Genomic DNA, 23960 nt, shown 5'->3' with positions numbered 1-23960 from the left:
CTCCTCAGTCCACGGGAACCGGCTGCCGGCCCTGGCGAGCCGACCGTACCAACCACACGACCAGCCCGATCACGAACAGGGTCATCAGCGGCGCACCGGGCATCTTGGAGTACCGGGCCAGCCCGGTGCCGTCGGCCAGCACGAGGAACGACGACACCACTGTGACGATCGAGAACCACAGCGTGCGGTGCGCGGTGGCGGCGAGCACCGCCAGCGGCCACAGCCAGTACCAGGGGTGGAACAGCGGGGAGAGCGCGACGGTGGCGGTCAGCGCCAGCCCGGCGTGCCAGAACGGCTCACCGCGACGGAACGACCGGAACCAGAGCCAGATCAGCACCGCGATCAGCACGACCATGCCGATCGCCCGGGTCACCGGCAGCGCGTCGATGTGCACGCCGAACGGCGCCAGCAGGTAGCCGACGGTCTGCCCGACCGCCGTCGGCGGCGAGGTCCAGGCCACCACCAGCCCGCCCTGTTCCAGCCCGCTGACGAACCCCAGCCCCAGGCCGGAGGCGACCGTCACCGCGGCGAGCGCCGCGAGCGAGCCGCCGACCACCCACCCGCCGTCGCGCACGAGCGTCCTGATCCGGTACGCCCCGACGATCGCGGCCAGCGCGGCGAACGGCATCACGACCAGCGCGGTGACCTTGACGGCGGCGGCGAGTCCGAGCAGCACCCCACCGGCGAGCAGCGGTCCGGGCCGGCCCGGACGGGCCGCCACCACCGCCAGCCCGGCGACCAGTAAGCCGATCATCAGCGCGTCGTTGTGCGCGCCGGAGACCAGGTGCACGGGCACCAGCGGGCTCGCCAGCGCCAGCCAGAGCGCCCGCCGCGGCGGCACCCCGCACCGGCGGGCCAGCACCGGCAGCGCCCACGCGGTGAGCGCCACCCCGGCCACGGCGAGCACCCGGAACAGCGCGACGGCGGCGAGCAGCGAACCGGTGGCCTCCACCACCGCACCGGCGAGCAGCACGAACAGCGGCCCGTACGGCGCCGGTGTGTCCCGCCAGATGTAGGAGATGGTGTCCAGCCAGGGGCAGGGCAGCGCCGACACGCCCTGCTCGTAGGGGTTGATCCCGGCCGAGAAGCTGGCGCCCTGGCAGGCGTACGCGTACACGTCGCGGCTGCCCAGCGGCGGCGCGACCAGCATCGGTGCCAGCCAGAGCGCGACGGTGACCAGCACCCAGCGGGACGACGGCACCCGGTCCCGCAGCGACCACCACGCCCACGCCAGCAGCGCGGCGCCGACCAGCCACAACCCGATGATCAGCGGCCCGTTCGGGCCCTGCCAGATGCTGACCGGGGTGGGACGCAACTCGCCGTCGGGCAGGGCGCCACCGAGGAACGCGGCCACGGCGAGCAGCACCGAACCCGCCAGGCCGATCCAGCGCGAGAGGTGGTGAGGCACGCCGGACATGCTGCCAGTACGGTGGTTCGCGATCAGGAGGTGGGCATGCGGGGCGGTCGGGTGGTGGCGGTCTCCGCCGTGTCTGCGCTCGTCCTCGCCGCGCTCCACCTCACCCTGCCGGCCACCGGCTCGGACCTGTCCGCGCAGGTCGCCCGCGCCGGCTTCTTCGCCGAGCACGGGGCCGCCCTGGTCGACCTGCGCTGGTACGGCGGTGTGCACCCGTGGGGCTACAGCCTCGTCTCGCCGCCGCTGATGGCGCTGCTCGGGGTACGCGTCACCGGCGCGCTCGCCCTGCTCGCCTCCGCCACCGCGTTCGCCGCCCTGCTGGTGCGGATCCGGGTGCCTCGCCCGCTGCTCGGCAGCCTGGTGGGCGTGGTCACGATCGCCGGCAACCTGGTCTCCGGCCGGGTCACCTACGCCCTCGGCGTCGCGTTCGGCCTGGCCGCGCTGCTCGCGCTCACCGTCCCCGCCCGCCGCACCCGCCTCGCCGCCGCTGATGCCGCTGGCGAGCCGGCCGATCCCGGCCTTGCCGGTGCCGGGCCGGCCGGTCCCGGCGCTGCCGGTGGTGGCCGGAGCGTCTGGGCTGCCGTCGCCGCCGGTGCCGCCGCGCTGCTCGCCTCGGCGGCCAGCCCGGTGGCCGGGCTGTTCGTCGGGCTCGCCGGCGTCGCGCTGCTGCTGACCCGCCGGTACGCCGACGGCCTGCTGCTCGCCGTACCGGCCGCCGCGCCGCTCGCCGTGACCGGGCTGCTGTTCGGCGAGGGCGGCTGGATGAACATCAGCACGGCCGACACCGTGCACGCCGTGGTGACGAGCCTGGTGGTGGCGGCGCTCGTGGCGTACCGGCCGGTGCGGGTGGGCGCGCTGCTGTCCGCGGCCGGGGTGCTCGCGTCGGCGCTGCTGCACACGCCGGTCGGGCTGAACGCCACCCGCTTGGTGGTGATGTTCGCGCTGCCGGTGCTGGCCGCCGCCGCGACGCTTCCCGCCCCGCTCGCCGATCGGCTCCGCGCCGCCGGCCGGCGCTCCCGGATCGTCGGCGCGGTCGGGCTGGCCGCTCTTCTCGCGGTGGTCTGCTGGTGGCAGCCGCCGGTGGTCACCGCCGACCTGCGCAGCGCCGACGACCCGACGGCCGACCCGGCGTACTTCGCGCCGCTGCGTGCGGAGCTGGCCCGGCGCGGGCTCACCGGGCGGGTGGAGGTGCCGCCGACCCGCAACTACTGGGAGGCGGCCCACATGGGGGACGTACCGCTGGCCCGGGGCTGGCTGCGGCAGGCCGACATCGACCGCAACGCACTGTTCTTCACCACTGTGCCCGGCGCGGACGGCACCGGCATTCCGCTGACCCCGATCACCTACCGGGACTGGCTGGCCGACAACGCGGTGCAGTACGTGGCCGTGCCGGATGCCGAGTTCTCCTGGGTGGGGTCGTCGGAGGCGAAGCTGGTGGAGACGGGCCAGCCGTACCTCACCGAGGTCTGGTCGGACCGGCACTGGAAGCTGTACGCGGTCGCCGAGCCCACCCCGCTCGTCGGCGCGCCGGGTGAGCTGGTCCGCCAGGACGGCGCCTCGATCACGTTCCGCGCCCCCGCCGCCGGTCCGATCCCGATCCGGGTACGCCACGACCGCTGGTTGACCGTCGACGGCGGCGCCGGGGTCACCCGAGACGGCAAGTGGACCACCGTGACGGTCCCCCGAGCCGGCACCTACACCCTCAAAAGCTGACCCACCGCCCCGCCCCGCCCTCGCCCCTGCCCTCCTGTCCCCGTCGATCTTGCGGTTGCGGCCCTCCAGGAGCCGGAAATGCCCCTTTCGCCGGGGCCGCAAGTGCAAGATCAACGCCGAGGGAGGGCGGGGCGGGAGGGGGTGGGAGCGGCTTGGGGTTAGAGGGGGGACTCCAGGATTCGCTGGACGACCGTGCGGGAGTGGCGACCGGTGCGCAGGTACTCGTCGAGGAACTCGCCCTGGTCCTCGCGCCCCAGCAGCCGCACCACCCCGGCCAGCTCCACCCCGTGCCGGGGCAACTGGTCCCCGGCCCGGCCGCGTACCAGCATCAGCGCGTCACGCACCTCGGCGGCGAGCGTCCAGCCGGCGGCCAGCTCGGCGGCGTCGGAGGGGTCGAGCAGGCCGGCGTCGCGGGCGGCGGCGAGCGCGTCGAGCGTACGGGTGCCGCGCAGGGCGGGCACCTGACCGGCGTACCGGAGCTGAAGCAACTGCACCGCCCACTCGACGTCGGCCAGACCGCCCCGGCCCAGCTTGGTGTGGGTGGCCGGGTCGGCGCCGCGGGGCAGCCGCTCGGTCTCCACCCGCGCCTTGATCCGGCGGATCTCCACCACCTGCTCGCGGCTCAACCCCTCGGCCGGGTAGCGCACCGGCTCGATCATGGCTTCGAACTCGGCGCCCAGGTCGGCGTCGCCGCAGACGAACCGGGCCCGCAGCAGCGCCTGCGCCTCCCACACCCGGGACCAGCGCGCGTAGTACTGGGCGTACGCGGCGAGGCTGCGCACCAGCGGGCCCTGCCGGCCCTCGGGGCGCAGGTCGGCGTCCACGCCGAGCGGCGGATCGGGGGCGGGCGCGGACAGCAGCCGGCGCAGCTCCTCGGCGATCGCGTGTGCGGCGGCGCTCGCCGCGCTCTCCTCCACCCCGGGCGGCGGATCGTAGACGAACAGCACGTCGGCGTCGGAGAGGTAGTTCGACTCGTACCCGCCGAGCCGGCCCATGCCGATCACCGCGAAGCGCAGGCCGGGCGGTCCGGGGTGGACGGAACGGGCGGCGCGCAGCGCGGCGGCCAGCGTGGCGTCGGCGACGTGCGACAGCGCGGTGCCCACAGCCGTCACGTCCACCACAGTGGGCCGGCGTTCACCGCCGCCGACCGGGCGGGGGGCGAGCGGGGCGAGCGAACCGGCGCGGCTGAGCACGTCGGCGGCGGCGATCCGGACCAGTTCCCGGCGGCGCAGCGCGCGGACCGCCCGGATCGCCTCGACCGGGTCGTCGTGGCGGGCGGCAGCGGCGGCGAAGCCCTCGACGAGCGTCTCCCGTGGACGCGGGGTCAGCTCGCTGTCCTCGGCGAGCAGCCGCAGCGCCTCCGGTTCGCGGGCCAGCATGTCGGCCGCGTACCGGGACGAGGACAGCACCCGGGCCAGCCGGCGCGCCACCGGGCCGGAGTCACGCAGCAGGCGCAGGTACCAGGGGGTGCTGCCGAGCTTGTCGGAGACCTGCCGGTAGTTGAGCAGACCGCGGTCCGGCTCGGGGGCGTCGGCGAACTCGTCGAGCAGCACCGGCAGCAGCGTGCGCTGGATGGCGGCGGTGCGGCTGACCCCGCCGGTGAGCGCCTGGAGGTGCCGCAGCGCGCCGGCCGGGTCGGCGAAGCCGAGCACCTCCAGCCGGTGCCGGGCCGCTTCGGGCGTGAGGCGCAGCCCCTCGGCCGGTACGCGGGCCACGGATTCCAGCAGCGGCCGGTAGAGCAGCTTGGCGTGCAGCCGGCGTACCTCGGTGGCGTGGGTGACCCACTCGGCGCGGAACTCCTCGACGGCGCTGCGCCCCGGCGTGGCCGCGTAGCCGAGCGCGGCGGCGAGCCAGCGCAGCGCGGCCGGTTCGGTCGGCACGGTGTGGGTGCGGCGCAGGGCCTGGAGCTGGAGCCGGTGCTCGACGGCGCGCAGGAAGCGGTAGCCGCGCAGCAGCGCCTCCCCGTCGGCGCGGCCCACGTAGCCGCCCGCGACGAGCGCGCGCAGCGCCGGTACGGTGCCGGGCACCCGCAGCGCCTCGTCACCCCGGCCGTGCACGAGCTGGAGCAGCTGGACGGCGAACTCGATGTCGCGCAGCCCGCCCGGACCGCGCTTGATCTCGCGTTCCAGCTCCTTCGGCGGCACGTTGTCGAGGATCTTGCGGCGCATGGACCGGACGTCGTCGACCGCCTCGGGGCGTTCGGCGGCGGTCCACACGAGCGGGGCCAGCGCGTCGATCCACTCCTTGGCCAGCTCCAGGTCGCCGGCCGCCGGGCGGGCCTTGAGCAGCGCCTGGAACTCCCAGGTGCGGGCCCAGCGCTTGTAGTAGGCGAGGTGGCTGGCGAGCGTGCGGACCAGCGGCCCCCGGTTGCCCTCGGGACGCAACGCCGCGTCGACCGGCCAGGCCACCAGCCCGCAGATCTGGATCAGCCGGGTGGCGACCTGGGTCGCGGCGGGCAGGTCGTCGTCGGTCGCGGAGACGAAGATGACGTCGACGTCGGAGACGTAGTTCAGCTCGTCGCCACCGCACTTGCCCATCGCCACCACCGCGAGCCGGGGACGCGGCGTGCCGTCGGGCAGCTCGTCGGCGGCGATGTCGTAGGCGGCGGCCAGCGTGGCGTCGGCCAGCCCGGACAGCGCCGCCATGGTCTGCTCAAGGCCGCGCCCCCCGGTCAGGTCGGCCGCCGCGATCCGCAGCAGCGCGAGCCGGTACGCCTGCCGCAGCAGCGGGACCGCGCCGGTCATCGTCGTGAGCCGGGCGGCGACGCTCAGGTCGAGCCGCCCGTCCGCGGTGGGGGCGAGCCCGTCCGGCTCGGTCGCCAGCACCGCCCACTGCCCGGGGTTGGCGACCAGGTGGTCGCCGAGCGCGGAGGACGCGCCGAGCACCGCGATCAGCCGGCGGCGCAGCCCGGGGTCGGCGGCCAGGGCGTCGCGTACGGCCACCTCGTCGCCGGAACGCCGCTCGGACTCGACCAGCCGGTGCAGCTGACGCAGGGCCAGGTCCGGGTCGGCGGCCCGGGACAGCGCGCCGAGCAGCTCGGCGGCGCGTTCGTCGGCGGGCTCCTGGGTGTCGGGCCGCCACAGGGCGAGTCCGTCCGGGCCGAGCAGGTCGGCGGCGCGGGTGGCGCCGTCGCCCTCGGCGAATCCGTAGCGGGCCAGGCGCCCGCGGGCCGGCCGGGTCACCGTCAGGCCCCGAGCAGCGGCAGGCTGCGGCGCGGGTTGTCGTCGCCGAGTTCGCCGAGCGCGAGCGCGGCGAACCGGATCGCGAACGGCTGCCACGCCTCCTCGACGTCGGCCATCACCCGGTCGCAGGCGGCCACCACCAGCTCCGGGTCGTAGTCCAGCTCGGCCAGCACGGCCGAGTCGCGGGACCACTCGGCGATCATCGCGGTGTCGCACTCGATGTGGAACTGCAGGCCCCAGGCCCGGTCGCCGAGGCGGAACGCCTGGTGCGGGTAGCGGGTGGACGCGGCCAGCAGCGTCGCGCCGTGCGGCAGCTCGGTGATCTCGTCGGCGTGCCACTGGAGCACGTCGGGCATCAACGGCACGTACCGGAACAGCGGGTCGTCCTCGGCGGCGTCGCGCCGGCCCACGAGCGCCGGGCCGATCTCCGGCCCGGACGGGCTGCGCTCGACCCGGCCGGCGTGCGCGGTGGCGAGCAGTTGCGCGCCGAGGCAGATCGCCAGCGTGGGCACCCGCCGCCGGACCGCCTTGCGCAACAGCCCCTCCAGCGCCGGGAACCAGGGCGCGCCGGGGCCGCCGTCGGCCCGCGGGTAAGCCTGCTGGTCGCCGCCGAGCACCACGAGCGCGGCGTACCCCTCCAGGTCGGCGGGGAGTGGATCGCCGGCGTGCGGACGCAGCACGCGCAGCTCAAGGCCCCCTTCGGTGAGCCACTCCCCCAGGCGGCGGAGGTCGTCGGTCGGGTCGTTCTCGATCACCAGCGCGGTCGCCACGACGTCGAGGCTAACCGGTGCGGCCGACAGGGCACGGTCCGGCAGGCCCTAGGCTCCGATCGTGCCTGACGACTGCCTGCGCCCACCGGCCCTGCGTCCCGGCGACGCGGTGATGCTGGTGTCCCCGTCCGGGCCGACCCGTCCCGAACGGGTGGCCCGCGGCATCGAACTGCTCACCGGCTGGGGCCTGCGCCCGGTGCCCGCGCCGAACGCGTACGCCAGGCGGGGTTATCTGGCCGGCGACGACGCGCTGCGGGCCGCGGACCTGAACGCGGCGTTCGCCGACCCGGAGATCCGCGGGGTGATCTGCACCCGGGGCGGCTACGGCGCGCAGCGGGTGGTCGACCTGATCGACATGGCCGCGGTACGCCGGGATCCGAAGGTGGTGGCCGGCTTCTCCGACATCACCGCGCTGCAGTTCGCGCTGTGGCGGGGCGCCCGGCTGGCCGGGGTGCACGGGCCGGGCGCCGCCTGGCGGGACGAGCGCACGCCGATCCGCTCGGCGGAGTCGCTGCACGCCGCGCTGACCAGCACGGAGCCGGTGACGGTGGCGGCGGTCGAGGCGGAGGAGACGTACCCGGTGCGGGTGCCCGGACGGGCCGAGGGCCGGCTGCTCGGCGGCAACCTGTGCCTGATCACCGCGTCCATCGGCACGCCGGACATGCCCGACCTGACCGGGGCGATCCTGCTGGTCGAGGAGGTGCAGGAGCCGCCGTACAAGATCGACCGGATGCTCACCCACCTGCGCCGCTGCGGCGCGCTGGACGGGATCGCCGGGGTGGCGGTCGGCCAGTTCACCGAGTGCGCGGACGGCTGGGACACCACTGTCGTGGACGTGCTCACCGACCGCCTGGGCGACCTCGGCGTGCCGGTCCTCGGCGGCCTGCCCGTCGGGCACGGCCCGGGCCAGCTCACCGTCCCGGTAGGCACCCCCGCCACCCTGGACGCCACCACCGGCACCCTGACCGTCGCCCCCGCCGTCCGCTGACGGCCAGCCCCGACCCAGGCCCCAGCCCCAGCCCCGGCCCGGCCCCAGCCCCGGCCCCGGCCCCGGCCCCGGCCCCGGCGATCATGAAGTTAGCGGCGGTTTAAAGATCCACAACTGCCGCCAACTTCATGATCGACGCGGCGAGGGCGGCGGGGGCGGGGTGGGCGGCGGGGGCGGAGGATCAGTGCGGCGCGGGCGGGGTCAGGTGGGCTACCGCGCCGATCTCCAGGGCCGCCCAGACCGCGCCGTCGGGGGTGACCGTGAGGCCGTGGGGTTCGGACGCCGGGGTCGGCAGGTCGTGGGCGGTGACGTGGCCGTCGGGGTCGACGTGGCCGATGCGGTTGGCGCCCCATTCGGTGAACCAGCAGCCGCCGGCCGGATCAGCGACGATCGCGTGCGGGCGGGCCTCCCGGTCCGGCAACGGGATCTCGTCGATCCGCCCGTCCGGCGTGATCCGGCCGATCTGCCCGGCGACGATCTCGACGAACCAGAGCGCGCCGTCGCCGCCCCGGGTGATGCCGACCGGTCCGGCCGCCTCGGTGGGCAGCGGATGCACCGTCACCGACCCGTCCAGGCCGACCCGGGCGATCGCGTTCGCCTGGTTGAGCGTGAGCCAGAGCGCATCGTCCGGCCCGGCGGCGAGCATCGACGGGAAGCCCTTCTCGACCGGCAGCGGGAAGGACGTGACCTCCCCGTCGACGCCCACCCGGCCGACCGTGTCGTTGTTCATGCCGGCGTACCAGAGCGCGCCGTCCGCACCCACCGCCAGCCCGCACGGGCCGCAGCCGGGCGGCAACGCCACGGAGCTGGTCTCGCCGTCGACGGTGATCCGGCCGAGGCGGTCGTCGCCCGAGCGGGTGTACCAGAGCGCGCCGTCGGGGCCGCCGGCGATGATCAGCGGACGACTGCCGGGCGGGTCGTCGCGGTAGGTCCGCACCTCGCCGTCGAGGCCGAGCCGGGCGACGCCGCCGGAGCCGGCCAGCGTCAGCCAGAGCGCGCCGTCGCGCCCGACCGTGATCGAGTACGGCCCGGAGCCCGGCCCGGTGAGCGGGATCTCGCGGATGGCGGGCTGTGTCATCGAGTGGCCTTTCGTCGGGTTTCACCCAGCCTTGCGGACGCTCCGGCGTGCCGGCAACGCGAATAAAACGGGCCTTCCGGGCGGGATTGCCAGCTCGCTGACAGGTTCGCCACGGGTTGCCCTCAGTTCCGGCGACCACTGTCGGTGACGTCATCGCACCACCACCGAACAGGAGAATCGCATGATCCGCACGATGTCGAAGAAGCACCTGCTGGTCGGCCTGGCCGCCGCCGGTGTGCTCGGCGTCGGGATCGCCGCCCCGACGGTGGCGCTCGCCGACGACAAGAGCCCGAACCCGTCTTCGAGCGCCAGCAGCAGCACCGACCAGGGGGACGACCGCCGCCAGAAGCACGCCGACCGGCAGGCCGAGTTCGCCGAGGCGCTCGCGAAGAAGCTGGGCGTCCCGACCGACAAGGTGACCGCGGCGCTGGAGAAGCTGCACGAGCAGCGGCAGGGCGACCGCCCGGAGCGGCCGGAGCGGCCGTCGGCCGAGGACCGGCAGGCCGCGCTGAAGGAGCGGCTGGACCAGGCCGTCACCGACGGCAAGCTCACCCAGGAGCAGGCCGACGCGGTGCTCAAGGCCGCCGAGGCCGGCGTGTTCCCGGGCCCGGGCAAGGGCGGCCACGACGGCCGGCCCGGCCACCACGGCAAGGGCGGCGACAAGGCCGACAAGGGCGCCGAGGCCGAGCAGGAGGGCCAGGGCGGCAAGTGACGCGGTGGCCCCGCCGCCCCTCACCGGCCGTTCCCTCCTCCTGGCCGGCGCCCGGCGGGGCCACCCACGCCTGATCCCCTCGGACCGCGGCGGGGTGGTGGTGCACTCGCACCGCCACCCCGCCGCGCCCGTGTCAGCGCAGGTACGGCCCGTCCGCGCCGATCTTGCCCGGCGCCGGGTTGCCGGGCAGGTCGAGCACGTAGACCCGGAGGTTGCCCTTGCCGCCGGCCGCTGCGGTGAGCGTGCCGTCGGCGACCGTCTTCACGTCACCGGTGACCGCGTCCACGTACCGGCCGTTCGGCACCCCGCGGAACGTGGCGCCGCCGGACACGGTGACCAGCGCGAAGCTGTCCACCCCGCCCTGGGTGAAGCGCCGCTTGTACGCCATCGCGCCGCTCACGCCCTCGGTCGAGTACTGCCCCTTCTGCAACGCCGGCACCGCCCGCCGGATCAGGTTGAGCCGTTGCACGTGCTTGACCAGCGGCTGGGCGAGCGTGGTGGCGACCGTCCCGCCGGCCGAGCCGACCACCCCGAAGTCGCTCGCGGTGACGGTGCCGGCCAGGTGGTCGCCGTAGTAGGCCCGGCCCGTGGTGTCGAGCGGGCAGCTCGGCCCGCAGTCGATCCGGGCGCCCTTGCGGAACTCGATCTCCGAACCGTAGTAGAGCGTCGGGATGCCGCGGAACGTCCACATCAGGCTCATGTTCTCCGCCCAGGCGTCGGTGCCGCCGGTGTACCGGGTGGAGGACTTGTTCGGCCCGTAGTCGTGGCTGTCGACGTAGACCACGTTGTACGTGGCGTCGTTGTAACTGTCGTCGGAGTCCTTCCCGTTGTCGAACGCGTTGCCGGCGTCGGAGAAGTTCATGTGCATCCGCATGTCGATGACGTTCATGCCGGAGAACTGCGAACGGTCCGGCGCGTGGTACGTGTTGCCGCGCAGGAACGCGTTGTCGGTGGTCGGCTGCCCGTTCGGGCCGAGCAGCTGCTCGTGGTCGTACTGCTCGATCGCGGCGCGGACGTCGTCCGGGCTGTACTCCTTGCGCTCCTTCCAGGTGAAGAACTGCGCGGAGTGGTTGACCGAGCCGCGGTTCCACTTGTCGTTGACGAACGCGGCCACCTCGCCGAAGACGTAGAAGTCCTTGCCCTTCTCGCCGAACCGGGCGACCGCGTGCTGCTGGATGGCGGGCAGGAAACGCCGGTTCCAGGTGACCCGGGGGATGTGCACGGCGGTGTCGATCCGGAAGCCGTCCACGCCCATGTCGATGAACCGGTTGTACGCGTCGATCAGGTACTGCTGCACGGCGGCGTTCTCGGTGTTGAAGTCGGCCAGGTCCTCGTGCAGCCAGCAACTGCGTGAGTCCTCGCCCTCCCAGTTGCCGATCCAGCACTGGTGGTACTTGTCGGCGGGGAAGAGCTTGCTGGTCGGGACCGGCCACTGGCACTGGTAGAGCGTGTAGCCCTCGGGGCTGCGCCCGCCGGTCGGCGTACCCCAGTTCAGGCACTGGTTGCCGGCGGGCGCGGCGGACGACCACACGTCGCCGTTGTAGGGCCGGCCCTTGGCCTTGGCGTTCTGCGCCGGGGTGAGCGCCGGGTCGTTCCCGGTCGCCTCGACCATCGGGTCGTACTCCCGGCCGGCCTGCGGCTGGTCGTAGTACCACTTCCACTGGTCGTCGCGGGTGCCGTAGACGGTGGGCGTGAACAGGCCCTTGGCGCCCCACCGGGAGCTGTGGTTGTAGACCACGTCCTGGAAGATCTTTATGCCCTTGGCGTGCGCGGCGTTGATCAGGTCCTGGTAGGAGGCGCCCGCGCTCTCCAGCCGCGGGTCCACCCGGTAGAAGTCCCAGCCGTGGTAGCCGTGGAAGTCGTAGTCGGACCGGTTGAGCACGACCGGGGTGATCCAGAGCGCTGAGAAGCCGAGCGCCTTGATGTAGTCGAGCTTGTCGACCAGCCCCTTGAAGTCGCCCCGGAACATCGGGTCGTCGTTGGCCGCGTTGCCGGAGGCGACGTGCTGGCTGCCGCCGCGGTTGTTCGTGGGATCGCCGTCGGCGAACCGGGCGGTCATCACGAAGTAGATGGTGTCCTCGCGCGGGTCGCCGCCGAGCGGGGCGCCGCCGGTCTGCGGGGTGCCGGTGGTCGCGGAGGCGGGCGCACTCGCCGCCGACCGGTTGCCGGCCGCGTCCAGGGCCCGCACGGTCCAGGTGTACGCGGTGCCGGGCCGCAGGTCGTACGCGACGTGCCGGGTGGTGGCGCTGGTGACCGTGGTGCCGCCGGCTCCCCCGGTGCGGGTCAGCTCGTACCCGGTGACGCCCCGGTCGTCGGTGGCGGCGGTCCAGGTCAGGGTGACCGCCAGCCCGTCGGCGACGGCGGTGAGGCCGCCCGGCGTGGACGGCGGGGTGGTGTCCGGGGTGACCGGCGCGCACGGGTCCGCGGCGGCGGCGGTGACCCGGCCGTTGTCGACGACGCTGCGCCCCGCGCCCAGGGTGTAGTCCGCGCCGCCGTTGTTGTCCCAGGCGCCGGCGGTGTTGTTGAACGCGGCGGTCAGGCCGGTGGCCGTGCCGAGGTCGACGATCCGGCGGGCCCAGCCGGCGCAGCGCGTCTCCATGGCGACGCCCGGGGCGGTGGTCCAGGCGCCGCCGGCGGGCCGGTAGTGCAGGTTCGCGGCGGTCCAGCCGCGCGGCGTGAGGTGGTACCAGACCTCGGCGGTGTTCCCCGGCGTCGGGCTCGGCGCGACAGTGGTGGACGGGCTCGGAGTCGGGGTGCCGGACGGCGACGGGGTGGCGCACGGGTCGCCCGTGCCGATCCGGCCGCCGGCGACGGTCACGGTGCCGGCGCCGAGGCGGTAGTTGGCGCCGTTGTTGTTGTCCCAGACGCCGCTGCCGTTGGTGAAGACGACCTGGGCGCCGGTGGCAGCGCCCAGGTCGACGGTCTTGCGACGCCAGCCGGCGCAGGCGGTGTCCATCGGCACGCCGGGCACCGGCGTCCATGCCTGCCCGTCCACGCCGTAGTGGATGTTGACGGACGTGCCCCAGGCGGCCGGTGGCTGGTAGTAGACGGTGACGGTGTTCGCCGCCGCGGCGGCGGTGAACGGCAGCAGCGCGGCGAGCACGCCGGCGGCGAGCGCGAACGCTCCCCACCGGCGGCGGTTGGTGGTGGTGCCCCTCATGGCGCTCTCCTGACACCCACGCCCGCACGACGGGCGCAAGGGGATGAAGGCGTTGCAAGAACTTGCGACGCGTGGTGCCAGGAAGTTACCAGCTTCGATTCCACGAAACCAGTGGTTCACAGTAGACACGGGCGTAACGGATTGCACGGCCCGCAACGACTTGCTCCCGGCCGGCGACCGGCCGGGCCGGGAGCAGGGGCGCGGCGCTCAGCCCTCGGCGGGCGGGGTGAACACGCCGAGCAGGTTGCCCGACGGGTCGCGCAACAGGGCACGCACCAGACCGGTCGGCGTGGTCACCGGCGCCGTCAGAACGGTGCCGCCGGTCGCCTCCGCCCGGCGGCAGGTCTCCGGCACGTCCGCCACCTCGGCGTAGAAGATCGCGTAGTTGCCGGTGTCCGTGTCCCGGATCGCGCCGCCGATCCCCCGCTCACCGCCGGCCGCCGTCTGCCGGTACGACCCACCCGGGCCGCCCTGCTCGAAGCTCCAGCCGAACATCTCGGAGTAGAACCGCTGCACCTCGTCGGGGCGGTCGGAGCCGATCTCGAACCAGGCCACTGGCGTACTGGACATGCTTCCTCCTGGGATTCGCGCCGGCGGTCGGCCGGCGTCGTCAGGATTCAGCCTCGTACCGGGCCACGACAGCGTCCTGTCGGTGTTTCCACCCGGATCAGACCAGGCTGAGCGGGCGCACCCGGTCGACCGGCACGTCGAGGTCACCGGGACGCAGCTCCCGGGTCACCGGCTCGGCCAGCGGGTGCACCGACACGATCCGGTCGGTGCGGAAACAGCGCAGACCGTCGCGCAGGCGGCACCAGGCGACCAGGTACCAGTGCACCGAGTTGCCCAGGTAGGCAAGCGGCTCCACGTCGCGCGCCGAATCGGCGCCGCCGCGGTCGGCGTACCGCAGGCGCAGCACCCGCCCGGCGGCGACCGCGTCGGCGACGGCGGCCGGGACGGGCGTGCCCGGCCCGTCGCCGACCAGGTGCACCCGGCCGGCGAGCCGGTGCGCCTCGGCAACGGCTGCGGGCGGCATCACCGCGACCAGCTTGCGCAGCGCGGCGCCGGCCGCCGGGGCGAACGGGGAGCCGCCGAGCCGGTGCAGCGCGACGGCCATCGCCACCGCCTCGGCCGGGGTCAGGTTGACCGGCGGCAACGTGCGCGCCCGGTCGACCACGTAGCCGCCGGTGCGGCCCGGCTCGGCCCAGATCGGCACCCCGGCGCCCTGCAACGCGGAGATGTCGCGCTCGACGGTGCGGGTGCTCACCTCGAAGCGGCGGGCCAGCCAGCTCGCGCTGCGCGGGCGCGGCGACACCGCCCGCAGTTCCTCGACCAGGGCGTAGAGACGGTCGGTGCGGTTCACCCCCGGACGCTAACCCCGGGGTACGACACCACTCAGGCGATGCAGGCGCAGACGATCAGCGCGGCGCCGAAGTGGGTGGCGGCGCTGACCCGGGCCGCCGGGTGCGGCTCGTCGGCGGCGATGACGTCGCCCAGCTTGCCCGGGGTGAGCAGGTCCAGCACCAGGAACGCCAGCGCCATCACCAGCAGGCCGACCAGCCCGAACACCACAGTGGACGCCAGCCCCTTGGCGAACGAGCTGTAGCTGGTCAGTACGGCGGTGAAGACGATGCCGGCGATGCCGAGTTGATTGGCGGCGAGCAGCAGCGCGGCGTTGCCGTTGCGGCGTACCCAGATCAGCTCCCGCAGCCTGCCCGGGGTGAGCAGGTCGACGAGCAGGAAGCCGGCGGCCATCAGCGCCACCCCGACGATCCCGAACACGATGCTCTGCCACGCCCCGTCGAGCAGATCTCCCAGCACCAACGCCTCCCCGGCTCACGCCGCCCGGCGGAGGTGCCGGGGCGGTGCCGCAGACGATAGCGGCACCGCGCCAGCGTGATCTAGAGCGACAGGTAGCGCTGCCGCTCGTACGGGGTGACCTCGCGGCGGTACTGCTCCCACTCGGAGCGCTTGTTGCGCAGGAAGAAGTCGAAGACGTGCTCGCCGAGCACCTCGGCCACCAGCTCGGAACCGGCCATCACGTCGATCGCCTCGGCCAGGTTCTCCGGCAGCGCCTCGTACCCCATGGCGCGGCGCTCGGCGCTGCTCAGCGACCAGACGTCGTCCTCGGCGCCCGGGGGCAGCTCGTAGCCCTCCTCGATGCCCTTGAGGCCGGCGCCGAGCATCACCGCGAACGCCAGGTAGGGGTTGGTCGCGGAGTCCAGCGAGCGGACCTCGACCCGGGCCGAGTTCGGCTTGCCGTACGCGGGCACCCGGACCAGCGCGGACCGGTTCAGGTGACCCCAGCAGACGTACGCCGGGCTCTCGGTGATCCGGTCCGGCAGCGCCTGCGGGAACAGCCGCTTGTACGAGTTGACCCACTGGTTGGTCACCGCTGTGTACTCGCGGGCGTGGGTGAGCAGCCCGGCGATGAACGACTTGGCGACCTTGGACAGCTTCATCGGGTCGCCGGCGTCGTGGAACGCGTTGCGCTCCCCCTCGAACAGCGACAGGTGGGTGTGCATGCCGTTGCCGGGCTGGTCGGTGAACGGCTTCGGCATGAAGCTGGCCTGCACACCGGTGGAGAGCGCGACCTCCTTCACCACGTGCCGGAACGTCATGATGTTGTCGGCGGTCGTGAGCGCGTCGGCGTAGCGCAGGTCGATCTCCTGCTGGCCGGGGGCGACCTCGTGGTGGCTGTACTCCACCGAGATGCCGATCCGCTCCAGCGCCAGCACGGCCTGGCGGCGGAAGTCCCGCGCCACGGCGTGCGTGGTGTGCTCGAAGTAGCCGCCGGTGTCCACCGGGATGGGCACCGAGCCGTCCTGCGGGCCGTTCTCCAGCAGGAAGAACTCGATCTCCGGGTGGGTGTAGAAGGTGAAGCCCTTGTCGGCGGCCCGGGAGAGCATCCGGCGCAGCACGTGCCGCGGGTCGGCCCAGGACGGGCTGCCGTCGGGCAGCGAGATGTCGCAGAACATCCGGGCGCTCTCGCCGCTGACGCCGCCCTCGAACGGGAAGACCTGGAACGTGGTCGGGTCCGGCATGGCGACCATGTCCGACTCGAAGACCCGGGCGAAGCCCTCGATCGCGGAGCCGTCGAAACCGATGCCCTCGTCGAAGGCCGCCTCCAGTTCCGCGGGGGCCACCGAGACGCTCTTGAGCGTGCCGAGCACATCGGTGAACCACAGCCGGACGAAACGGATGTCCCGCTCTTCCAGCGTACGGAGGACGAACTCCTGCTGACGGTCCACTTCCACCCCTCGTGACACGTACGTCCGCACCGGTCGGGCCGGCCCGGCCTGACCGCCCAGTCTCCACCGGGCTCGTTACGCCGACGTTACGCCCTCCCCGGCCGGCCGTCCCGCCGTGTCCACCGGGCTGGGACACGCGGGGCCGCGGTACCCGTCTGCCGCAACCGGTCGGATTCGGCCGGGACGCCTGGGGGAAGATGGGGACATGCCCACCCTGCGTCTCGCCCTGTGCCAGGTCAACCCGACGGTAGGCGACCTCGCCGGCAACGCCGGCCTGGTCCGCGCGTGGAGCCGTCGGGCCGCCGACGCCGGCGCCCAGCTCGTCCTGTTCCCCGAGCTGATGCTCACCGGTTACCCGGTCGAGGACCTGGTGTTCCGCCGCTCGTTCGTGGCCGCGTCCCGCGCCGCGCTGCACCGGCTCGCCGCCGACCTGGCCGCCGACGGCCTCGGTGACCTGCCGGTGCTGGTCGGCTACCTGGACGCGGACGGCCCTCCGCAGGTCAGCTCCGACGCCCAGCCGGGCCGGGGCGCCCGCAACGCGGCGGCGGTGCTGCACCGGGGCGAGGTGGTGGCCACCTACTTCAAGCACCACCTGCCCAACTACGGCGTCTTCGACGAGGACCGCTACTTCGTCGCCGGCGACACGCTGACAGTGGTGCGCGTCGGCGGGGTGGACGTGGCGCTGACCATCTGCGAGGACCTGTGGCAGGCCGGCGGCCCGTTCGCGGTGGCCCGGGAGGCCGGCGTCGGGCTGGTGCTGAGCATCAACGGCTCGCCGTACGAGCTGAACAAGGACGACGTGCGGCTGCCGCTGGTGCGCCGGCGCGCCGCCGAGGCCGGGGCCGCCATCGCGTACGTGAACATGGTCGGCGGCCAGGACGAGCTGGTCTACGACGGCGACTCGATGATCGTCGCCGCGGACGGCACGCTGCTGACCCGGGCGCCGCAGTTCGTCGAGCACCTGGTGGTGCACGACCTGGAGCTGCCGGCGGCGACCGGGGCGCCGGGCGAGGCCGGCGCGCTGAGCGACGGGATGCGCGTGGTCCGCCACGAGATCCCGGCGATCCCGGCCGCACCGCCCGCCCCGGCGGCCGACGGCGGCATCATCGAGCCGGTCGCCGACGAGGCCGAGGTATGGCACGCGCTGGTGCTGGGCCTGCGCGACTACATCGACAAGAATCGCTTCCCCTCGGTGGTGCTCGGCCTGTCCGGCGGCATCGACTCGGCGGTGGCGGCGGCCATCGCGGTGGACGCGGTCGGCCCGGATCGGGTCGTCGGCGTCTCGATGCCCAGCCAGCACTCCTCCGAGCACTCCCGCACCGACGCCGAGGACCTGGCGAAGCGGACCGGCCTGGACTACCGGGTCGAGCCGATCCAGCCGATGGTGGACACGTTCCTGGCGAACATGTCGCTGTCCGGGGTGGCGGTGGAGAACCTCCAGGCCCGGGTACGCGGCGTGATCCTCATGGCGCTGTCGAACCAGGAGGGCCACCTGGTGCTCACCACCGGCAACAAGAGCGAGCTGGCGGTGGGTTACTCGACCCTCTACGGCGACTCGGTGGGCGGCTACAACCCGGTCAAGGACGTCTGGAAGACGCTCGTGTGGCGGCTGGCGAAGTGGCGCAACGCCGACGCGGTACGGCGCGGGCAGACCCCGCCGATCCCGGAGAACTCGATCGGCAAGCCGCCGTCGGCGGAGCTGAGCCCCGGCCAGCTCGACAGCGACACGCTGCCCGACTACGACGTGCTCGACCCGATCCTGATCGGCTACGTCGACGGTGACCTGGGCCGCGACGGTCTGGTCGAGTCCGGCCACGACCCGGCGGTGGTGGACAAGGTGCTGCGGATGGTGGATACCGCCGAGTACAAGCGACGGCAGTCGGCGCCGGGCACCAAGATCTCCATGAAGGCGTTCGGGCGGGACCGGCGGCTGCCGATCACCAACCGGTGGCGCGAGGACGGCTGACCGCTCCCCCGGCCGGGGAGTGACATCCTCCACTCCGACCTGCCCGCGGCCCGCCGCCCGGTGCGACGATCGCGGGGAACCCGGGGACCGCGTGCGCGGCCTCGAGGAAGGAGATTGTCATGGTGGAGTCCACCCCGGCCGAGGTGACCGCCCTCTACGGCGGGCCGGCCACCCGGCGGGTACGCACCCGCGACCTGATCGCCGCCAAGGAGCGCGGCGAGCGGTGGGCGATGCTGACGTCGTACGACCAGTACACGGCCTCGATCTTCGACCAGGCGGGGATCCCGGTGCTGCTGGTCGGCGACTCGGCGGCGAACAACGTCTTCGGCTACGAGACCACGCTGCCGGTGAGCGCCGAGGAGCTGCTGCCGCTGGTGCGTGCCGTGGTCCGCGCAACGAAGCACTCGCTGATCGTCGGTGACCTGCCGTTCGGCTCGTACGAGGAGGGGCCGGCGCAGGCGCTGCGCACTGCGGTGCGGTTCATGAAGGAGGGCGGCTGCCACGCGGTGAAGCTGGAGGGCGGGCGGCGCTGCGCCGCCCAGATCGAGGCGATCACCGGCGCCGGCATCCCGGTGATGGCGCACATCGGCTTCACCCCGCAGAGCGAGCACACGCTCGGCGGCTACCGGGTGCAGGGCCGGGGCGAGGCGGCCGAGGAGGTGCTCGCCGACGCGCGTGCGGTGGCCGAGGCGGGCGCGTTCGCGGTGGTGCTGGAGATGGTGCCGGGTGAGGTGGCCAAGCGGGTCACGGCCGAGCTGCCCATCCCCACCGTCGGGATCGGGGCCGGCCCGGACACCGACGGGCAGGTGCTGGTCTGGCAGGACATGGCCGGGCTGCGCACCGGCCGGGCGCCGCGCTTCGTGAAGCGCTACGCCGACCTGGCCGGCGCGCTCACCGACGCCACCCGCCGGTTCGCCGACGAGGTACGCGGCGGCGAGTTCCCCGCGGCCGAGCACACCTTCTGAGGTGTAAGGAAGGGCCCCTTCTTAACGCCTGGCGTAGAGAAGGGGCCCCTTTTTAACACGCGCCGCCGCGACGGCGGCGCGACGCGTCAGAGGTCGGTGACCCGGATGCCGGCGTGCGCCTTGTAGCGCTTGTTGATCGCGATCAGGTTCGCGGTGAACGCCTCGATCTGGTGGGCGTTGCGCAGCCGCCCGGCGTAGATGCCCCGCATGCCGGGGATCCGCGCGGCCAGCGCGCCGACCACGCCCACGAGTTCCCGGTCCTCGGTGCAGATCAGCACGTCCAGGTCGATCCGGTCGATCTCCGGGTCGGCCAGCAGCGGCGCGCTGACGTGGTTGAACGCGGCGCACACCCGGGACTCGGGCAGCAGCGCGGCGGCCTGCTGCACGGCGCTGCCCTCAGCGACGTCGAGCGCGTACGGGCCCTGCTTGTCGAAGCCGAGCGGGTTGACGCAGTCCACCACGATCTTGCCGGCCAGCGGTCCGGCGAGTGCGGCGACGGTGGCCGCGTGCCCGTCCCACGGCACCGCCACGATCACCACGTCGCTGCGCCGCGCGACGTCCTCGTTGTCCCCGCCGGAGACCAGAGCGCCGTCGGGGATCCCGGGCAGCGCGGCGATCTCGGCGGCGGCCTGGGTGGCCCGCTCCGCGGTGCGGGAGCCGATCAGCACGGTCTGCCCGGCCCGGGCGAACCGGTAGGCGAGACCCTGTCCCTGGTCGCCGGTGCCACCGATGATGCCGACGGTCAGCCCGGAGACGTCGGGCAGCGTGGTCGCGTCGTAAGCCATGGGCTCATCCTCGCAAAGCGGGGGCACGTGCGGTGCATCCCGATGCTGTGACAATGGCCGCGCTGGTCACGCCCGTTCGAAGGTGACCCGGCGCTGGGCCGGGTCGGCGGCGGTGAGGCGTACCCGGACGCGTTCGCCCAGCGGCAGCTCGCCGGTGCAGCGGGCGCGCACCGGCGGCTCGTCGAGCGCGATGGTGCCGCCGGGCGGGCGGCCGGGGCGGCCGTTGCCCGCCGGGCGCGGTTCGTCCACGTCGAGCACCGCCGCCTCGAACGTCTCCCCCACCCGGTGTGCGAGCAGCACCGCCTCGGCCAGTTCCACAGCGCCCCGGGTGGCGGCGCCCGCCGTGCGGTCGGTCGCGGCCATCACCTCGGGCAGCTTCGGCAGCGCGGCCCGGACCTGCTCGGGCACCTCGCGGCCCTCGTGCAGCGCCAGGCAGACCTCGGTGGCGTAGCGGTCGGCCAGCCGTCGCAGCGGCGCCGTGACGTGCGCGTACGCGGCCGCCACCCCACCGTGCCCGGGCTGCTCGGGCAGGTCCCCGTCGAAGGCGGTGTACGCGGCGCCGCGCATCAGCTCGGCGGCCTGGTCGACGAAGGCGGCCACCCGGGGCTGGGAGGTGTCAAGGCCGTCGAGCACCTGGCCCACCGGTGTGCCGTCCGGCCAGGGCACGCCGAGCGGGCCGGCGGCGAGCCGCAGCCGCTCGACCGCCTCCGGGCGGGGGCGGGGCATGGTGCGCAGCAGCCCGATCCGGCCGGCCAGCATGATGTCCGCCGCCGCCATGCCGGTCAGCAGCGAGATCTGCGCGTTGTGCTCCTCCATCGGGCCGGGGCCGCGCAGCACCAGCCGCCAGCCGTCGCCGTCGGGTTCGACGTCCTGCTCGGGCAGCGGCAGGTTGATCGCGCCCCGGCTCAGGCCGCGCGCGGTGAGCAGCGCGCCGATCTCGGGCAGCAGGGCGATCGGCTCGGGCAGCCGGCCGGCGTCGGCGTCGCGCTGCACGCCGCCGTAGTCGAGCTTGGCCCGGCTGCGCACCAGCGCCCGCTCCAGCGTGACTGTGACGGTGCCGCCGTCGGCGTCCAGGTCGACGGTCCAGAGCACGGCGGCCCGGTCGGCGTCGGGCAGCAGGCTGGCCGCTCCCTCGCTGAGCGTGTGCGGGTGCAGCGGCACGTTGCCGTCGGGCAGGTAGACCGTCTGCCCCCGGCGCCACGTCTCGGCCTCCAGGTCACCGCCGAGGCGTACGTGGGTCAGCACGTCCGCGATCGCGTACCGGACGCGGTAGCCGCCGCCGGGACGCCGGGTGAGGTGCATGGCCTGGTCGAGGTCGCGCGAGGTCGCCGGGTCGACGGTGACGAACGGGATGTCGGTCCGGTCGGCGACCGCCGGTGGCGGCGCGGCGGCGGCCGCGTCGGCCTCGCGCTGCGCCGCGGCCGGGAAGCTCTCGGGCAGTCCCAGCTCGCGGCGCAGCGCGCCGAAGTCGATACGGGGCGCCAGTACGCGTCGGATCACCACGCGGTCAATCCTGACAGCGCCCCGCACGTTCCGCTCCCCGGGAGGGAGCGGTGTCCGCGGCGTCAGGCGCGGCGGGCCGGCGCCTTGCGTGCGGTGGTGCTCTTCGCGGCGGTGCTCTTGCGGGCCGGCGCCTTCTTCGCGGCGGTGGTCTTCTTCGCCGTGGTGGTGGTCTTGCGCGCGGTCGTGGTCTTGCGCGCGGGCGCCTTCTTCGCCGCCGCCTTGCGCGCCGTGGGACGCGTCGAGGCGGTGGTCTTCTTCGCCGGCGCCTTCTTGGCCGCCGTCGTCTTCTTCGCCGCCGTCGTCTTGCGGGCCGGTGCCTTCTTCGCGGTGGCGGTGGTCCGGGCCGTCGTGGTCTTCCGGGCCGCTGTGGTCTTCTTCGCCGCCGCCGTCTTCTTGGCCGCCGTGGTCTTCTTCGCGGTCGTCTTCTTCGCCGTGGTCTTCTTGGCCGGCGCGCTCTTGGCGGCGGCCCGGCCGGCCGGTGCCGTACGGGCAGCGGTCTTCTTCGCCGTCGTCCTGCTGGTGGTGGCCTTGGTGGCCGGCGCCTTGCGGGCCGCCGACACGACCTTCCTGGCGGCTGCCTTCTTGGCCGCCGCCTTCTTCGCCGGTGTCCGTCCGGCGCCGGCGCCCGAGGCGTTCGGCGACGCCTTGGTGACCGTCGTCGTCCTGCCCGCGGCGGTCCTCTTCGCGGTCGTCCGTTTCGCGGCCGGGCGGGTGGCCTGCTGTGCTTCGGCCATCTCGGTTCCCTTTCCTGGGGACGTGCTCCCGCCCTCGCGGGAGCACGGATCACCTCGACGCGGGCCCTCCCGCGCCGTCTAGCGGCCCTCCCCGGCCCAACGGGCGTCCTCGGCGTCCCACGCGTCGTTCCGCTCCCGCACCGTCTGCAGGGCGTTGTCCGCGTCGGCGGCTGAGGCGTACGGTCCGAGAACGTGCTTGGCGGGGCACACGTCGGCATCGGTCTCGACCCGGTGGTGTCGCGTGCACCAGTAGTAGTGCCCACCACTTCCGTCGTCGCTCATGCGATCACTGTGCACCGGGAACCGCCCGGCCGCCACCGGAACGGCACAAATAGTCACGTCCTTCTCCACATTAGACCTGGTCGGGGCGGTTGCGGCGGGGAACGGCGGAAGACCCGGAGATGCCCGCACTCGTCCGAACGGCCGGTACCGGCGCGAGTGGGAACCGGACAGGATCGGCGCTCGTGATCACCACGACGACGGGCACGGGGGCCTGTCCGCGATGCGGCGCGACGCCGGTGTCGCTGGACGGGGCGTTGCCCTGGTGTGCCGGCTGCGACTGGAACCTCGACACCTACGACGCGCGCCGCCAGCCGCCGGAGTTCGGCTGGTCATGGGTCGACCGGCGGACCCACCGGCTCGCCGCGCGGCTCACCCGCCAGCAGTACGCCACCCTGCTCGGCCGGTCGCTGGAGTCGACCGGGCCGGGGCTCACCGGTGTGCTCGTCGCCGGCATCTCGGTACTGCTCCTGCTCGGCGTGGCGGGACTCGCCGTGGCCGGGGTGTGGCTGCTGTTCGCGTACCCATTCCCGAACCTCGCGGTGGTCGGCGGCGTGGCGCTCCTCGCGCTCGCGGTGGCGCTGCGGCCGCGTTTCGGCCGGCTCGACCGGGACCTGGACGTGCTGACCGAGCGGGAGGCGCCGCAGCTGCACGCCCTGGTCCGGGAGGTGGCCGCAGCGGTGGGCGCGCCGATGCCGCACGTGATCGGCGTCGACGGCGACATCAACGCGTACGCGACGTCGGTGGGACTGCGCCGGCGGCGCGTGCTCGGTCTCGGGCTGCCGCTGTGGGGTGCCCTGGACGGACCGGCGCGGGTCGCGTTGCTGGGCCACGAGCTGGGCCACTTCGTCAACGGCGACGTACGCCGGGGGCCGGTGACCCAGCCGGCGCTGACCATGCTCGGCAACGCCGCCGACCTGTTCCGGCCCCGGGGCGGGTCGGACGGCGGCGGGCTGCTGGTGATGGTCGGCGAGTGGCTCGGGCACCTGGCGTCCTGGACGCTGTCGCGGCTCCTGTTCGCCGGGCACGTGGTGCTCGTCGCCACCGCGCTGCGGGAGAGCCAGCGGGCCGAGTACCTGGCCGACGAGATGGCCGCCCGCGCCGGCGGCACGGCGGGCGCGACCCGGCTGCTGGACACGCTGCTGCGGACCGACTCGGTGGCCACGGCGGTGCGCAACGCGGTTCGCGGCGGCCACGGGCCGGACACCTGGCGGGTGGAGACGGGACGCGCGCTGGACGCGGCGGCCGGGCGGCTGTCGCTGGAACGCCAGCTCACCGTCCGGGAGGACACCTCACTGTTCGCCACCCACCCGCCGACCGGCCTGCGGCACCGGATGCTCGGCGCGCGGCCCTGGCAGGACCCGGCGGTGACGCTCACCGAGGAACGGGCCGCGCGGATCGACGCCGAGCTGGCCGGGCACTACGAGCGGGCCGGCCGGGCGCTGAGCTGGAACGCCTGACGG

General features: G+C 74.2%; 18 protein-coding genes and 1 pseudogene. 6 read left to right on the top strand and 13 right to left on the bottom strand.

Translation table 11 applies throughout. From position 1 onward, the window contains the following. Positions 1–4: 4 nt before the first annotated feature. Positions 5–1417 carry a polyprenol phosphomannose-dependent alpha 1,6 mannosyltransferase MptB gene (gene mptB / locus ACN27C_RS16905; RefSeq protein WP_422746701.1) on the bottom strand — a complete coding sequence of 471 codons (1413 nt, stop codon included), beginning with the start codon at positions 1415–1417 and terminating at the stop codon, positions 5–7. A gap of 36 nt (positions 1418–1453) precedes the next feature. Here mptB and ACN27C_RS16900 point away from each other — a divergent pair. Next, positions 1454–2386, top strand: a pseudogene (locus ACN27C_RS16900) (hypothetical protein); the annotation flags it as partial. 899 nt (positions 2387–3285) lie between these two features. Here ACN27C_RS16900 and ACN27C_RS16895 read toward each other — a convergent pair. After that, positions 3286–6309, bottom strand: a complete 3024-nt coding sequence (locus ACN27C_RS16895; RefSeq protein ID WP_422746699.1) for a bifunctional [glutamine synthetase] adenylyltransferase/[glutamine synthetase]-adenylyl-L-tyrosine phosphorylase — start codon at positions 6307–6309, stop codon at positions 3286–3288. A gap of 2 nt (positions 6310–6311) precedes the next feature. Next, positions 6312–7079, bottom strand: a complete 768-nt coding sequence (locus ACN27C_RS16890) for a type 1 glutamine amidotransferase (protein WP_120568715.1) — start codon at positions 7077–7079, stop codon at positions 6312–6314. 112 nt (positions 7080–7191) lie between these two features. Between ACN27C_RS16890 and ACN27C_RS16885 the strand changes: the two genes are divergently transcribed. Then, positions 7192–8067, top strand: coding sequence for a S66 peptidase family protein (locus ACN27C_RS16885; protein ID WP_422751635.1), 876 nt, complete (start codon positions 7192–7194; stop codon positions 8065–8067). Between the two features lie 181 nt (positions 8068–8248). Here the strand turns inward: ACN27C_RS16885 and ACN27C_RS16880 are convergent, their stop codons facing one another. Next, positions 8249–9145, bottom strand: a complete 897-nt coding sequence (locus ACN27C_RS16880; RefSeq protein WP_422746697.1) for a virginiamycin B lyase family protein — start codon at positions 9143–9145, stop codon at positions 8249–8251. A gap of 181 nt (positions 9146–9326) precedes the next feature. On the opposite strand from ACN27C_RS16880, the gene ACN27C_RS16875 reads away from it, so the two are divergent. Further along, positions 9327–9857 carry a hypothetical protein gene (locus tag ACN27C_RS16875; RefSeq protein WP_422746695.1) on the top strand — a complete coding sequence of 177 codons (531 nt, stop codon included), beginning with the start codon at positions 9327–9329 and terminating at the stop codon, positions 9855–9857. Positions 9858–9990: 133 nt separating this feature from the next. Here ACN27C_RS16875 and ACN27C_RS16870 read toward each other — a convergent pair whose 3' ends face one another. From ACN27C_RS16870 to glnA, 5 genes are all read right to left on the bottom strand, one after another. Next, positions 9991–13017 (bottom strand): carbohydrate binding domain-containing protein, encoded by a 3027-nt coding sequence (locus tag ACN27C_RS16870; RefSeq protein WP_422746693.1) that lies wholly within the window; start codon positions 13015–13017, stop codon positions 9991–9993. A gap of 207 nt (positions 13018–13224) precedes the next feature. Then, complete coding sequence (locus tag ACN27C_RS16865; RefSeq protein WP_422746691.1) at positions 13225–13587, bottom strand: VOC family protein; 363 nt, start codon at positions 13585–13587, stop codon at positions 13225–13227. A 97-nt stretch (positions 13588–13684) separates the two neighbouring features. Continuing rightward, entirely contained in the window at positions 13685–14377 is a 693-nt protein-coding gene (locus ACN27C_RS16860; protein WP_252454551.1) for a helix-turn-helix transcriptional regulator, read from the bottom strand. A gap of 32 nt (positions 14378–14409) precedes the next feature. Further along, positions 14410–14835 carry a DUF350 domain-containing protein gene (locus ACN27C_RS16855; protein WP_350815686.1) on the bottom strand — a complete coding sequence of 142 codons (426 nt, stop codon included), beginning with the start codon at positions 14833–14835 and terminating at the stop codon, positions 14410–14412. Positions 14836–14915: 80 nt separating this feature from the next. Further along, positions 14916–16265, bottom strand: coding sequence for a type I glutamate--ammonia ligase (gene glnA, locus ACN27C_RS16850; protein ID WP_121683520.1), 1350 nt, complete (start codon positions 16263–16265; stop codon positions 14916–14918). A gap of 205 nt (positions 16266–16470) precedes the next feature. Here glnA and ACN27C_RS16845 point away from each other — a divergent pair, with 205 nt between their 5' ends. Together ACN27C_RS16845 and panB are read left to right on the top strand one after the other, a co-directional pair. Beyond that, positions 16471–18231: an NAD+ synthase gene (locus ACN27C_RS16845; RefSeq protein ID WP_422746687.1), complete on the top strand. Its 1761-nt coding sequence runs from the start codon at positions 16471–16473 to the stop codon at positions 18229–18231. 119 nt (positions 18232–18350) lie between these two features. Continuing rightward, complete coding sequence (panB, locus tag ACN27C_RS16840; RefSeq protein ID WP_422746685.1) at positions 18351–19196, top strand: 3-methyl-2-oxobutanoate hydroxymethyltransferase; 846 nt, start codon at positions 18351–18353, stop codon at positions 19194–19196. A gap of 86 nt (positions 19197–19282) precedes the next feature. Here the strand turns inward: panB and npdG are convergent, their stop codons facing one another. The 4 genes from npdG to ACN27C_RS16820 form a co-directional block, all read right to left on the bottom strand. Continuing rightward, positions 19283–19981, bottom strand: coding sequence for an NADPH-dependent F420 reductase (gene npdG / locus ACN27C_RS16835; RefSeq protein ID WP_422746683.1), 699 nt, complete (start codon positions 19979–19981; stop codon positions 19283–19285). Between the two features lie 66 nt (positions 19982–20047). Then, positions 20048–21484 carry an RNB domain-containing ribonuclease gene (locus ACN27C_RS16830; protein WP_422746681.1) on the bottom strand — a complete coding sequence of 479 codons (1437 nt, stop codon included), beginning with the start codon at positions 21482–21484 and terminating at the stop codon, positions 20048–20050. 62 nt (positions 21485–21546) lie between these two features. Further along, positions 21547–22218, bottom strand: coding sequence for a histone (locus ACN27C_RS16825; protein WP_120568702.1), 672 nt, complete (start codon positions 22216–22218; stop codon positions 21547–21549). Positions 22219–22296: 78 nt separating this feature from the next. Beyond that, positions 22297–22500 (bottom strand): hypothetical protein, encoded by a 204-nt coding sequence (locus ACN27C_RS16820; protein WP_030273123.1) that lies wholly within the window; start codon positions 22498–22500, stop codon positions 22297–22299. A gap of 182 nt (positions 22501–22682) precedes the next feature. Between ACN27C_RS16820 and ACN27C_RS16815 the strand changes: the two genes are divergently transcribed. Continuing rightward, entirely contained in the window at positions 22683–23957 is a 1275-nt protein-coding gene (locus tag ACN27C_RS16815) for a M48 family metalloprotease (protein ID WP_422746678.1), read from the top strand. The last annotated feature ends 3 nt before the right edge of the window (positions 23958–23960 follow it).

This window comes from Micromonospora sp. WMMD1219 (assembly GCF_049315215.1).
Lineage (GTDB): Bacteria > Actinomycetota > Actinomycetes > Mycobacteriales > Micromonosporaceae > Micromonospora > Micromonospora tulbaghiae.
This window is presented reverse-complemented; position numbering and strand designations above follow the sequence as displayed.